This is a genomic window from Ruegeria sp. BF7 (assembly GCF_056538605.1).
On the sequence record NZ_JBQFTM010000003.1, the window covers coordinates 127,766 to 140,603 of the forward strand.

At 62.3% G+C, this 12,838-nt stretch carries 10 protein-coding genes; 3 read left to right on the forward strand and 7 right to left on the reverse strand.

Annotated features, from left to right (window positions below; translation table 11 throughout):
* Window positions 1-29: 29 nt before the first annotated feature.
* Window positions 30-800, forward strand: coding sequence for a peroxide stress protein YaaA (gene yaaA, locus ACR0IK_RS09135; RefSeq protein WP_480641240.1), 771 nt, complete (start codon window positions 30-32; stop codon window positions 798-800).
* Here the strand turns inward: yaaA and ACR0IK_RS09140 are convergent.
* Window positions 791-1,249 (reverse strand): VOC family protein, encoded by a 459-nt coding sequence (locus ACR0IK_RS09140; RefSeq protein WP_480641241.1) that lies wholly within the window; start codon window positions 1,247-1,249, stop codon window positions 791-793. The genes yaaA and ACR0IK_RS09140 overlap by 10 nt on opposite strands.
* 9 nt (window positions 1,250-1,258) lie before the next feature.
* Window positions 1,259-3,466 carry a response regulator gene (locus ACR0IK_RS09145; protein ID WP_480641242.1) on the reverse strand — a complete coding sequence of 736 codons (2,208 nt, stop codon included), beginning with the start codon at window positions 3,464-3,466 and terminating at the stop codon, window positions 1,259-1,261.
* A gap of 115 nt (window positions 3,467-3,581) precedes the next feature.
* Between ACR0IK_RS09145 and ACR0IK_RS09150 the strand changes: the two genes are divergently transcribed.
* Complete coding sequence (locus ACR0IK_RS09150) at window positions 3,582-4,433, forward strand: 2-keto-4-pentenoate hydratase (RefSeq protein ID WP_480641243.1); 852 nt, start codon at window positions 3,582-3,584, stop codon at window positions 4,431-4,433.
* On the opposite strand, the gene ACR0IK_RS09155 is transcribed toward ACR0IK_RS09150, so the two are convergent.
* Genes ACR0IK_RS09155 through ACR0IK_RS09170 form a run of 4 tightly spaced genes read right to left on the reverse strand, consistent with a single transcriptional unit; the run spans window position 4,434 to window position 11,111 of the window.
* On the reverse strand, window positions 4,434-6,476 hold the full coding sequence (locus ACR0IK_RS09155; RefSeq protein WP_480641244.1) for a hypothetical protein: 2,043 nt from the start codon (window positions 6,474-6,476) through the stop codon (window positions 4,434-4,436).
* Window positions 6,473-9,235 (reverse strand): DUF4159 domain-containing protein, encoded by a 2,763-nt coding sequence (locus tag ACR0IK_RS09160; protein WP_480641245.1) that lies wholly within the window; start codon window positions 9,233-9,235, stop codon window positions 6,473-6,475. The genes ACR0IK_RS09155 and ACR0IK_RS09160 overlap by 4 nt, the downstream gene beginning before the upstream one ends.
* Window positions 9,232-10,107: a DUF58 domain-containing protein gene (locus ACR0IK_RS09165; protein WP_480641246.1), complete on the reverse strand. Its 876-nt coding sequence runs from the start codon at window positions 10,105-10,107 to the stop codon at window positions 9,232-9,234. The genes ACR0IK_RS09160 and ACR0IK_RS09165 overlap by 4 nt, the downstream gene beginning before the upstream one ends.
* Window positions 10,104-11,111: an AAA family ATPase gene (locus tag ACR0IK_RS09170; protein ID WP_480641247.1), complete on the reverse strand. Its 1,008-nt coding sequence runs from the start codon at window positions 11,109-11,111 to the stop codon at window positions 10,104-10,106. The genes ACR0IK_RS09165 and ACR0IK_RS09170 overlap by 4 nt, the downstream gene beginning before the upstream one ends.
* Before the next feature lie 64 nt (window positions 11,112-11,175).
* Here ACR0IK_RS09170 and ACR0IK_RS09175 point away from each other — a divergent pair, with 64 nt between their 5' ends.
* Window positions 11,176-11,754: a DUF1285 domain-containing protein gene (locus tag ACR0IK_RS09175; protein ID WP_480592310.1), complete on the forward strand. Its 579-nt coding sequence runs from the start codon at window positions 11,176-11,178 to the stop codon at window positions 11,752-11,754.
* On the opposite strand, the gene ACR0IK_RS09180 is transcribed toward ACR0IK_RS09175, so the two are convergent.
* Window positions 11,751-12,692 (reverse strand): DMT family transporter, encoded by a 942-nt coding sequence (locus ACR0IK_RS09180; protein WP_480641249.1) that lies wholly within the window; start codon window positions 12,690-12,692, stop codon window positions 11,751-11,753. The two genes, ACR0IK_RS09175 and ACR0IK_RS09180, sit on opposite strands and share 4 nt — an antisense overlap.
* Window positions 12,693-12,838: the final 146 nt, after the last annotated feature.

Consider the following 12,838-nt stretch of genomic DNA (forward strand, 5'->3'; position numbering starts at 1 on the left):
CGCGGGACAGGCAAGAAACGAGGGCGGATATGCTGGTAGTGATTTCCCCGGCCAAACGGCTGGACTGGGCAGAGCAGGACGTCGAGGTCACGCAGCCCGACTTTCAGGACGACGCGATCCGGCTGTCCAAAACCGCCCGCAACCTGACGCTGGCTGATCTGAAGAAACTGATGGACCTGAGCGATGATTTGGCGCGCCTGAACCGCGACCGGTACCGCGCTTTTTCCGATACCCCTGAAGCGTATGTGACCCGTCCCGCCGCGCTGGCCTTTGCGGGCGATACCTATCAGGGGTTGGAAGCGGCGTCACTGGACGCGGATGAAATGGCCTGGGCACAGGATCACCTTCGTATTCTGTCCGGCCTATACGGCGTACTGCGCCCGCTGGACGCGATACAGGCGTATCGGCTTGAAATGGGCAGCAGGCTGAAAACCCGGCGCGGCAAGAACCTGTACGAATACTGGCGCGATCAACTGAGCAAGGCGCTGAACGCGCAAGGGGCCGTGGTCAACTCGGATGTTCTGGTGAACTGCGCCAGTCAGGAGTATTTCGGCGCGGTCGATGCGAAGGCACTGAAACTGCGGGTGATCACGCCGGTCTTCATGGAAGACAAGGCAGGCACCCCCAAGATCGTCAGCTTCTTTGCCAAGAAGGCGCGCGGTGCCATGGCGCGCCACATCATCCAACACCGCCTGACCGATCCCAAGAGCCTGCTGGATTTCGACACCGGAGGATATGAATACCGCCCCGAGCTGTCGGAAGACGACAAACCCGTCTTCGTACGCCCCTATCAGGCCTGATCCAGCATCGACGGGTCAAAGGCGACCAATTCGACCGTATTGCCCTCGGGGTCTTCAGTGAAAATGCCGCGCCATCCGATCCAGCCAAACTGTTCGACGCGGTAAGGCTGGCCGATCTTGTCATACCAGCGCATCACAGCCGCTTGCTCATCGAAAGGCAGGGAGAGCGCGATGTGATGCAGCGACGATCCGGCACCGGTCGTGGGCTTGTCTGCACCGGTGGGGTGCAGCCCGGGCCGCGGGGCGGCCATGTGATGGAATAGGGCCAGCACTTGCGTGTGCCCGTCAAACCCTTCGGCGATGCGAAAAAAGGTGATGGCGCTGTTGTGGTCACCGGTCAGGCGTTCCAACCCGATCACGTTTTCATAAAACTCAACCATTGCGCCCATATCCGCGCAACGAATGGCAATCTCGCCCAAAGCACGGGGGTGAAATCCACGGTCTGACATGGCATCAGGCTAGCTGGCCGTTGCGTCTTCGGCAATGATGGGTAAGGCTTCCTCGGGCTGATGATCCAGGATCATCCGATGGATTTTCAGTTTCTGCAACGGTTTGGTCAGATAATGATCCAGCCCCGCCGCCAGGATACCCTGATCATCCCCGGCCATGGCATGAGCGGTCAGAGCCACTATCGGCACATGCCGCCCTGTTGCGATCTCACGCCGCCGGATTTCTGCCGTGGCCTGTTTGCCATCCATCCTGGGCATCGAGATATCCATGAATATCAGGTCCGGATCGAAATCCTGATGCCTGTCCAACGCCTCGACCCCGTTGCCCGCGAATTGCAGGTTGATGTTCAGATCCTTGACCATCTTTTGCAAGATCAGCTGATTGGTCCGGTTGTCCTCTGCCGCCAGCACGCGCATCTGCCGTTGACGTTCGCCGGGCTGCGCAGGCGGGGTCTTAGGTACCTCCGGCCCCAAGTCCGGCAAAGCAGAGGCCCGTCCCAGCATGGCCAGGCGCGAATACAGTTCGGCCCGGGGGATGGGTTTCTGCAACACCCCCTCGATCAAATGGCGCGCCGGGTTTGCGTGGATGACCCCCGGATTGGCCGACATCACCACCACCGGCAAATCGCCCCAGCCCCTGTCCTTGAGCGTGGCCGCCAGTTCCAGCCCGTCCATATCCGGCAGATCGTGATCGCACAGCAGCAGATCCACACTGCCATCGACGGCGGCCAGCGCTTCACTGCCTGAAGCGCAGACGGTGACCCGCGACCCCAACCGCCCCAGCTGCTTTGACAGAATGGCCCGGTTCACCGCCAGATCCTCGACCACGATCACATGGCGCAAACGGCCCGCAAGGTCGGGTGGTGTGGGCTGAGGCCCCTCGACTGTGGGCAAGGAGATACGGAAGCCGAAACACGATCCCTGCCCCGGGTCGCTTTCGACCCAGACCGTGCCCCCCATCAGCGCGACCAGACGTTTGGTGATGGCCAGCCCCAGCCCGGTGCCCTCAAATTCGCGGTTTTTCGCGTCTTCGACCTGATTGAATTCACCAAAGATGTGCCCGATCTTGTCGGCCTCGATACCGATACCGGTATCTTCGATCGCCACGTGGATATCGCAGGTATTCATGTCTGCATTCGGCACCCCGGTCACACGGATCAACACGTGCCCCTCGGAGGTGAACTTGACCGCGTTGCCCACCAGATTGGTCAGCACCTGCCGAACGCGGCCTGGATCGCCCACAAACAGGGTCGGCAAGAACAGGTCATAGTCGACCAGCAGCGACATCCCCTTGTCGCGCACGCTGGGTTGCAACAGCATCACGACTTCAAGAATGCAGCGTTCGAAATCGAACTGCTCGGGGTGCAGGATCAGCTTATCTGCCTCGATCTTCGAGTAATCCAGCACGTCGTTGATGATCACCAGCAGCGCCTCGCCCGAGTTGCGGATGGTGTTGAGATACTGGCGCTGCTCCTCGTCCAGCGGGGTTTCCGACATCAGCTCGGTCATTCCGACAATGCCGTTCATCGGCGTTCTGATTTCGTGGCTCATATTGGCCAGAAAGGCGGATTTGGCCCGGTTTGCGGCCTCGGCCCGTTTGCGCGCGGCGTTCAGTTCAGCCTCGTGCCGGACCGAGGCGGTGATGTTCAGGCCCAGGCTGACCACATCGCCGCCGTTGCCGCGCTGGTCGATCATCTTGAAATACTCACCATTCCACAGCTTGACCACCACCGAATCCGGTTGCGGCTGCGCCCAACGGTCCAGCATTCTGGCCTGCCAATCCGCCGCCGTCTCAGCGCCGGTGTCGATCAACCCTTCATCGGTCAGTATCTCAAGAATGCGCCCATAGGATATCCCCGGCTCCACTTCATCCAGCCCGTCAAACAGGCTGAAGTATGTCGCGTTGGCCCCGATCAGGCGGTTTTCATGGTCAAAGAAGGCAAAACCGTCCTGAATGGTCTGCATCGAATGCCACAGGCGGCGCTCGGCTACCTCGATCTTGGCGTTGGCTTCTGTCAGGTCGGATTTGACCTTTTCATTCTCATCCCGGACAGTTTCAACCTCGGCCTGGGTTTCGTCGATGCGTTTGGTCAGCGCCATTGCGTGCAGGCCCAGTTGGCGATTGGCTGCCGAAAGCTCGGCCTGTTTCATCGCCAGCAGACGTTCGGCCGCCAATCGCGCGCGCCGTTCCTGTGCCAGTTTGTTTGCAAGACTCATCTTTGGTGATCCCGGACCATTGCGCGACCAGCATCCGGGCAGAGCGTGAAAAAGTGTTTAAGCAGTTGCCCGATCCGCGCGCGCCATGTCAGAGTTTTGAAAACCGGAGGTTCCTATGCGTTTTGTTCTTTCTACTGCAGCAGCTTGCGCACTTACCTGTTTTGCATCGTCAGCAGCGGGTAATTGCGCCACGGATGCTCAGGTGGATCAGTATGTGCAGGACTATCTGGCCAATACGCCCACGTCTGCCCTGTCCGTCGGTGGCAGTATGGAGGACGCGCTGTGCACCCAGATCAAACTTGTGTCCGCGTTAGAGCCACATATGGGTCCAGTCATCGGCTACAAGGCAGGCCTGACCAGCGCCCCGGCACAAGAACGGTTCGGCGCCGCCGAACCGGTTCAGGGCGTCCTGTTCCGCGATATGATGCTGGAGGACGGGGCAACGGTACCGATCACATGGGGCGCCCGTCCGGTGTTCGAGGCCGATCTGATTCTGGTCGTCGGGGACGCGGGCATCAATCAGGCCACCACACCCGCCGAGGTCATGCAGAACATCTCGGCGATCCGCCCCTTCATCGAGCTGCCTGACCTGACGCTGGCCGAGGGCGAACCGATCACCCCGGTGACCCTGACCGCCATCGCGGTTGCGCCAAAACTGGGCGTGGTAGGGTCTGAAATCCCGGTTTCTGACCCTGCAGCGATGACGCAGGCGCTGGCGGACATGGCCGTCACGCTCAGCGCTGCGGATGGAGAGGTTCTGGCACAAGCCTCCGGCGCAGCAGTTCTGGGCCATCCGGCGAATGCCGCTCTGTGGCTGATGTCGAAAGGTATCGAGTTTCAGCCCGGAGATCTTATATCGGTCGGGTCTTTCGGGCCGCTTGTGCCCCCGGCAAAGGGCAAGGGCGGGGCATCGGCCACCTATACCGGATTGCCCGGCAACCCCACAATCAGCGTGGTGTTTGAGTAATCAGCGCCGCCCCTCGCGCAGCCAGCCAGCCAGCAGGAACCCTCCGGCCAGGACCAGGACCAGCCACGGCGGCAGCAGCCCGGCCTGCGTGACGTCACGCGTCTCATAGGCGTTGCGCGGGGTCAGGCCGATCCAACCGCGACCCGAGGCCGGACGCCCGGCGCGCGCATTGCGGATCGCGGGCAACCCGTCCTCCAACCGCATCGCACCGCCGCGCAGCTCATCCAGCACGGGCTCCAGTATCTCTGCAGTGGCAATGGTGCGTTCAAATTCCTTCGGCGCGGCGGGGCCCAACCCGATTACCGCCATCTGTTCGCCCTCCTGCAGACGGTAAAGGCCTATCTCGGGCCCATAATATAGCGCCTCGAACCGGCCCGGAGACACTTCGTCCAGTATGACCTCAAGCGTTTCACCGTTGGGGCGAGTGATGGTCACTGGCCCGACCTCGTCTTCCAACGTCTGGCGGATGATGCGCATGACCTGACCATTGGCCTCGGCCCACAGGGCTTCTTCCTCCAGCTCGGGCTCTTTCATCATCCAGTGGGCCAGACGACGCAGCAATTCCAACTGCGGCCCGCCACCTTCGAACCCCCGGCTCCATAGCCAGGCATGGTCCGAAGCCAGCAGCGCTACGCGCCCTTCGCCCACACGGTCCAACACCAGCAAGGGGCGTTCGTCCACGCCGGTCATCAACAGCTCACCGGTCCGGTGGTTCACGTCGATCTGACGCAGCCATGCGCCCCAATCCTCGGAATCGCCCAGATTGGTTGTCACCGGATGGCGGTGCCCCAGATCAGTGACCATGGGCACAAAGCGTTCCTCGATCACCCGCGCCGTGGGCTGCGCCGGCAGGATGGGCGCCAGAGGTGAGCGGAAGATACTGTCAGCGCTGGCGAAATCCGGCCCGGCGGCAATCAGCACCGCGCCGCCTTCGTTGATATAGTTTGTGACATTGTCCAGGTAGATCGCAGGCAGGATGCCGCGGCGCTTGTAGCGGTCAAAGATGATCAGGTCGAAATCGTTGATCTTTTCCAGAAACAGCTCACGCGTCGGGAAGGCGATCAGCGAGAGTTCGTCCACCGGCACACCGTCCTGTTTCTCGGGCGGGCGCAGGATGGTGAAATGCACCAGATCGACGGAGCTGTCGGATTTCAGCAGGTTGCGCCATGTTCGCCCGCCGGGATGCGGCTCACCCGAGACCAGCAGCACCCGCAGCCGGTCGCGCACGCCGTTCATCTGGATCAGCGCGGTGTTGTTGCGGTCGGTCAGTTCCCCCTCGGCCTGCGGCACGGTGAACTGGATGACGTTGCGGCCGCCATGGGGCAGCGTGATGGGCAGTTCGACATCAATGCCGATGGGGATATTCAACTGCTCGGGCTCGGCCCCGTCGACCGACAGCTCAAGCGGCGCGGTCACTGCACCCGCAGGCGCGGCCCCGCTGTCCTCGACACGCAGGGTCAGGGTCACAGGTTCGCCGATGATGGCAAAGGCAGGTGCGTTGCGAACGATCAGGCGGCGGTCCCAGTCGCTGTCGCGCCCGGTTTGCAGCAAGTGCAGCGGCGCGGGCAACTCAGGCGCCTGATCGACGTCATGCACGATGCCGTCTGACACCACCAGAATACCCGCGATCCGGGCGCGCGGCTCCTCGGCCAGCGCCTCGTTCAGCGCGGCCATGACCTGCGTACCTTCGTCGCCGTTGCCGTCACCCAACTTGATCCGGCGCAATTCGGTGTTGTCGCGGGAGTCGATCTCGGCAGCCAGATCCTCGGCTGCCTGCGCCGTCTGCTCGGCCCGGTCCGAGAGCGTCTGGCTGGCGCTTTCATCCTCGATCATCAGCACGATGTCGGTCAGCGGTGCGCGGTCTTCGACCTGATAAACCGGCCCCGCCAGCGCTGCGATAACAATCAACGCCGCCAGCCCGCGCAAGGCCCAGCCGGACAGGCCGCGCCACAGTGCCAACAGAACGCCAGCGATCGCAATCGCGGCAACGGTGACCAGAACTGGCCAAGGGATCAGCGGATCGAATATGACGGTTCCGGTCATTGTCCCAACCTGTCCAAAAGCGCAGGCACGTGGACCTGATCGGATTTGTAGTTCCCGGTCAGCACATGCATCACCAGATTGACGCCAAAGCGATTGGCCAGCTCGCGCTGACGCTCGCCAGCATAGCCGCGCCCCACCGGCAGCAGAGCCTGCCCGTTGCGGTCCACCGCCCAGGCCGAGGCCCAGTCGTTGCCGCCGATCACCACCGGGGTCACGTTGTCATTGAGGTTGCGGAAGGGCATCCCTTCGATCTGTTCCGCACCCATCGGCGCAGCTTCGACCCACACGTCGGTGCCTGCATAACGTCCCGGAAAATCTTGCAGCAGATAGAATGCGCGGGTTAGCACATGGTCGCGCGGGATGGGTTCTAGAGAAGGAATATTCAACGGTCCGGCCAGTTGTTGCAGCTTGCGCCCATTGGGGCTGGCGGCGCCGAACCGCGCCACATCCGCATCCCGCGTGTCGAACAGAATCATACCGCCCGAGCGCAGATAGGCATTGAGTTTGGCATAGGCCTCGACAGAGGGCTGCGGCTGGTCCGGTGTAATCGGCCAGTAAAGCAGCGGGAAAAACGCCAGCTCATCGCGTTCCAGATCGACCCCGATGGGTTCGATTGGCTCCACCGAAGTACGATAGAAAAGCGTTTGCGACAGGCCTCGCATCCCTGCGCGTGCCACGTCGTCGACCTGCGCATTGCCCGTCCGCACATGGGCCAGCACCAGTTCCTGCGTAGCGTTCAGGGCAAACTCGGTCTCTTCCGGCGTCTGCGCCTGCGCCTCGGGCACCAGAAGTACCGCTCCCAGAGCAACAGCCGCCGCTTTGGCCAGACCAAGGCGGCCCGACAAGGCCAGCGAGGCAATCACGTCCACGGTCAGCAGCAGCAGCGCAAGGCTAAGCAGCATACCCCCGATGGGTGTCTCATTGGTCACCTCCTGCCCCTTGATCGGCACATCCGAGGGCCAGGTCAGCGGGTTCAGCACCGCATCCTCTGACAGGACATTCAACGCCAGCTTCTGTTTGCCGCTTTCGTACAAGCCGGGCTGCAAATCCGGGCCGATTGCGCCCGCGAGCAATTCGGTCCCTTCCACCCCGGCAAGGTTACCTGCATCCGACAAGGTGCCGAACCCGTCCATGACTTGTATCGGCTCCCACGTGGTGCCCTGCAGTTGGGCCTCCTGCCGGGATTTGGCCGCCGAAGCCACGGCCAGACGATCCAACATTTCAACGAACAGGCCAGACAGCGGCAGGCTGGACCATTCCGCATCTGCGGTCACGTGGAACAGCACCACCTGACCCAGACCCAGCGCCTTGCGTGTGACCAGAGGCGTGCCGTCCGACAGCGACGCAATGACACGATCCGCCAGATTAGGGTCTGGTTGTGCCATGACCTGCGTGGTGACCGTGACATCGTCGGGCACCTGCAAACCGTAGAAAGGCGAGTTTTCCGGGAAAGGTGCCAGCCCCTTGGCCTCGCCCCAACTCATCGCGCCGCCGACCGAGCGGCCACCGCTGCGCAGGCGGACAGGCAGCAAGGTATCCTCGGCGTCTCGGCCCATATCGCTGGCGGCCATGCGCGGCCCGGCAAAGCGCAGCAGCAACCCGCCCTGTTCCACCCATTCGACCAGGGCGGCCTGTTCACCATCGGACAGTTTCGCCACATCGGCCAGAACGATCACATCCGGGTTGGCGGGCAGCACCTCGAGCAACCCGCCTTCGACGAAATCCGCCGTGGGTTTCAGAACCTGCGTCAGGTAATGCAATGGCGAGAGAAGCTCCAGCCCCTCGCGGTTCAGGGCTCCGGCGATCAGGGCGACCTCGCGCCGACGCAAGCTGTCATCAGTCAGCGTCACCGCTCCGGCCGAACGCTGGCCTTGGATCTCGAACCGGGTGATCCGGGCACGCAGTTCGGATGGCAGGGCCAGATCCACCCGCGCCAGTGTTTCTCCGCCGGGGAATTCCATCTCGGCCGACTGCAGAACACGCATCGCACCCGCCGGATCACGGCCCTGCGCCAGAACGGTAATACGGTCGGCCGGCCCCGGCGCCGCACGTTGTGCGGTCAGTTGAATCACTCCATCCTGATAAGCGGCAGGCAATATCGCAACCACCGGTGCTGCGGATTGATACACGGTCACCGCGCCCCGCTCCTGCAACGCCGCCAAAATCCGGCCGTGGCCCTCATAAGCCACACGGTCGCTGAACCAATGGGTATCAAACCCTACGTCCAGCTGATCCAGCACGGCCAGAGCCTGATCGATCTGTGTTTCGGTGGGTTGCCACGGGGTCGGTGTCAGGCCCGGCAGACGCCCGCGCCATGCCTCAGCCGCCTGAAACACCGGCGTTTCGGGTTCGGTCAGGCGCAGGATGGCTACGGTACGCCCCGACCGCCCGGCCTCGGTCAGTTGCACGTCAACCTGATCCAGCGTTGACGACCACCGCGTTGCCCCCGCCCAGCTGGCGTCCAGCACCAGCAGCAAAGGCCCCGTCCCGGTTTCATCCCGCGAGGGGTTCAGGACCGGTCCGGCCAGCCCGATGATGATCGCCGCCGCCGCCAGCATCCGCAGCAGCATCAGCCACCACGGGGTGCGGTCCGAAACGCTTTCGTCATCCTTAAGCCCCAGCAGCAGCGTCACCGCCGGGAAAAGGCGGCGGATCGGTGCGGGCGGCACGGCGCGCAGGATCAGCCACAGGATCGGCAGGGTCAGTAAACCCAACAGCACCCATGGGGCGGTAAAGCCGATGCCCGCCAGAACCGTCATCGCGTGCCCCCGTCCAAGGCCCGATAGAGCCACAACAATGCCGCTTGCGCGCTGTCGCCGGTATGGTGCAGTCCCAGCTGCCAACCGGTTGCGCGGCATAGCTGCGTCAGCGCATCCTTGCGTTTGGCGAGGCGCTCCAGATAGCGGACGCGCAGGTCTCCGGCCTTGAGGGTTTCATGCCGAACCGAACCGCCAACGCTTTCAAAGATCGTCCGGCCACGATAGGGAAAGGTCTCTTCGCCCGGATCGAGAACCTGCAGCAGCACGCCCCGGACACCCCGGTCGGCGGCTTTGGTCAGGGCCAGTTCGACTTCATCCAAGGGGCCGAGGAAATCGGATATGAACACGGCGCGGGCATGCGGGATCATGGCGCGGTGTTCGGGTGGGGTATAGTCGGTGTCGGAATCCTCGGACCAGGCCTGCGCCAGTCGGATGACCTGCGCATTGCCGCGCCGGGGCGGCAGGGTGGTGCCGGTCAGGCCGACCCGCTCGCCGCCACGCACCAGCAGGATGGCCGTGGACAGGCCCAGTAGCCGCGCGCGGTCAGCCTTGGTGGGCAGTGACTTATCAGAGGCAAACCGCATCGACGCGCCCTGATCGACCCACAGCATCACTGATTGCGCAATCTGCCATTCCCGTTCGCGCACAAATTGCTGATCCCCGCGGGCCGAACGCCTGTGATCGATCATCCGGCGGCTGTCACCGATCTGTGCCGGGCGGTATTGCCAGAAATCATCACCAAGCCCCGAACGTCTACGCCCGTGGTCGCCCAGCAACACCGTTCCGGCCAGATGTTCAGCCCGCGCCAACAGGGGCGGCAGCCGGGACGCCTCGGCCTCGGATCTTTCGCGAAGGGTCAGCGCGGCATTCACGCCGCGGCCTCGGTGCGGATCAGCCCGGTAGCGGTAGAATCGATCAGATCGGCCAGGCTGTCACCGCGCGCGCGCGCCGCGAAGTTGAGCGCCATCCGGTGGCTGAGCACCGGACGCGCCATGTCCAGCACATCCTCGGCATTCGGGGCCAGTCGCCCCTGCAACATTGCCCGCGCTCGCACCGTCATCATCAGCGCCTGCGCCGCACGGGGGCCAGGGCCCCAGGCAACAGTCTCGGCCACACGTTCGGACGCGCCCGCCTCTTCGGGGCGGAAGGCGCGGACCAGATCAAGGATCAGCTCCACAACCGACTCTCCCACCGGCATCCGGCGCAACAACACCTGTGCGGCCAACAGTTCCTCTTTGGTGAAAATCTCGTGCGCTTCTTCCTCTTCGACGCCCGTGGTCGCCAACAGGATATCGCGTTCGGTCTGGCGATCCGGGTAGTCCACATCGATTTGCACCAGAAACCGGTCCAGCTGCGCCTCGGGCAGCGGATAGGTGCCCTCCTGTTCGATCGGGTTCTGCGTGGCCAGCACGTGGAAAGGTTCACCCAGCGAGCGATCTTCACCCGCTACGGTCACGGTGCGTTCCTGCATCGCCTGCAGAAGCGCCGACTGGGTACGGGGGCTGGCACGGTTGATCTCGTCCGCCATCAGCAGTTGACAGAAGATCGGGCCGGAGATGAACCGGAAATGGCGACTGCCGTCTTCGGCGGTGTCCAAAACCTCGGACCCCAGAATATCGGCAGGCATCAGGTCGGGCGTGAACTGAATGCGATTTCCGTGCAGCCCCATCACAGTTGACAGGGTTTCGACCAGCCGCGTCTTGCCCAGACCCGGCAGACCGATCAACAAAGCGTGACCACCACAAAGTAATGCGGCCAGGGTCAGATCCACGACCCTTTCCTGCCCGATAAAGCGTCGGGTGATCGAGGACTTGGCCTCTTGCAACTTGTTTTCCAGCGCTTCGATCTCGGACACGAGGTCGGCAGGTTCGGTCATGACTTTCCCTTCCGTGGACTATTATGATTGAAGTGTATCGCGCTGAGAGGAAATGGCAAAAGCAATGAGCGGACAAAAACCTGTGACACCTTCACCTGATGGCCTTGCCGCATCAGTCAAAGCGGCCAAAACTAGGGGATTGCCCCCCGTTCACCTGTGGAATCCTCCGTTTTGCGGCGATCTGGACATCCGGATCGCAAAAGATGGTACTTGGAGTTATCTAGGCTCGCCCATCAACCGGTTCGAGCTTGTGAAGCTTTTTTCTTCAATTCTTAAGAAAGAAGATGGGAAATACTATCTGGTGACTCCGGTTGAAAAGGTGGGAATCACGGTCGAGGATGCCCCCTTTGTGGCCGTTGATTTCGACATCGAGGGCGAAGGTGAGGCCCAAAACCTGCGCTTTTCCACCCATGTCGGTGACACGGCGGTGGCCGGACCGGATCATCCAATCCGTATTGTCATCGACCCTGAAACAGATGAGCCTTCACCCTACATATTGGTTCGCGCAAACCTGGAGGCGCGGATCGACCGCAAGAGTTTCTATCGTCTCGTGGACATCGCCGAACACAGTGGCGATTGGTTCGGCGTGCGGTCCGGCGGGCAGTTTTATCCCCTCATCAAGTCCGATGACCTGCCGGATTAAGCGGGGTTTGCAACCTTGCGATCCTGCGCCAGCACAACCGCCACCGCAACGATCCCGGCGCCCAGCGCGCGGGTCCAGTTCCAATCTTCGCCCAGCACCAGCATGATCACCATCACGTAAAACGGCGCGATGTTGATATGGAACGAGGCCAGCGCCACCCCCAACCGTCCGACCGATGAGATGAACAGAACCTGGCTCACGCCCATCGCCACGAGCGCGTAGATCCCCAACATACCGATCTGCTGGACGTCAATCGGAGCGCTCGGCATGACCTCCAGCCCCAATTGACCGGCCCCGAAAAACAGCAGCAACGCAACCACCAGTCCACCCGCAAAGGTAATGGTGCTGCGCCCTGTCTGACTGAGTTCGGGAAAGTCCCGCGCGGTCGCCATACAGGCCCAACAGAACAACCCGGTGGACACGATGGCACAGGCCGCTCCTAACCCCAATTGCGCCGGTGCCACTGCACTGGTAGCGATCAGACCGCCAACAATCGAAACGATCACGCCGAAGGCAAAGCTCCACTTCAACCGCCGTGTTCCCGTCGCCAGCTCGATGAGCGTCGCAAACAGCGGCGCGCACGAGGCAATGATGGCCACGGTCACCGGATCGGTCATCTTTTGCGCCAGAATGATCAGGAACATGCCCGCGCCCAGCATTCCGCCAACAAATAACGCATGTCCCCAGCGCGCCCGCAAGACACGGTCCGACCCGTCGATAATGAACCAGATCGGCAGCATGACCGCCACCGCCAGCGCCAGCCGTGCGGCAAACAACGCGATCGGAGGCCAGCTCTGCAGCAGCACCTCTGCCGCCGGGAACCCTGCTGCCCATGTCAACATCGAGGCAACGGCCAAACCATTGCCGGACAGAACGGAATTGCCTCCAGCAGACACAGGGAGAGTGTTCCCGCGCACGGGGTCAGGACTCATTGCCATGGGGTTCTTACCTTCTATTGGCACGGCGTCGTTGAAATGATTCGCCGTATAATTCGGAACGTCTCTGATTTGCGCTGGGCGTTCTGGTCGATTTTCGACAATCTGTCGTTTTTGATCCTCTTTCGCCCAAATCACCCCCCGGCTAA

Bases quoted from the DNA above. Each gene is read 5' to 3' on its own strand.
- ACR0IK_RS09175 (WP_480592310.1), top strand. From the start codon at position 11,176: ATGAGCGGACAAAAACCTGTGACACCTTCACCTGATGGCCTTGCCGCA.
- ACR0IK_RS09180 (WP_480641249.1), bottom strand. From the start codon at position 12,692: ATGGCAATGAGTCCTGACCCCGTGCGCGGGAACACTCTCCCTGTGTCT.
- ACR0IK_RS09160 (WP_480641245.1), bottom strand. From the start codon at position 9,235: ATGACGGTTCTGGCGGGCATCGGCTTTACCGCCCCATGGGTGCTGTTG.
- ACR0IK_RS09170 (WP_480641247.1), bottom strand. From the start codon at position 11,111: ATGACCGAACCTGCCGACCTCGTGTCCGAGATCGAAGCGCTGGAAAAC.
- ACR0IK_RS09145 (WP_480641242.1), bottom strand. From the start codon at position 3,466: ATGAGTCTTGCAAACAAACTGGCACAGGAACGGCGCGCGCGATTGGCG.
- ACR0IK_RS09155 (WP_480641244.1), bottom strand. From the start codon at position 6,476: ATGACCGGAACCGTCATATTCGATCCGCTGATCCCTTGGCCAGTTCTG.
- yaaA (WP_480641240.1), top strand. From the start codon at position 30: ATGCTGGTAGTGATTTCCCCGGCCAAACGGCTGGACTGGGCAGAGCAG.
- ACR0IK_RS09140 (WP_480641241.1), bottom strand. From the start codon at position 1,249: ATGTCAGACCGTGGATTTCACCCCCGTGCTTTGGGCGAGATTGCCATT.
- ACR0IK_RS09150 (WP_480641243.1), top strand. From the start codon at position 3,582: ATGCGTTTTGTTCTTTCTACTGCAGCAGCTTGCGCACTTACCTGTTTT.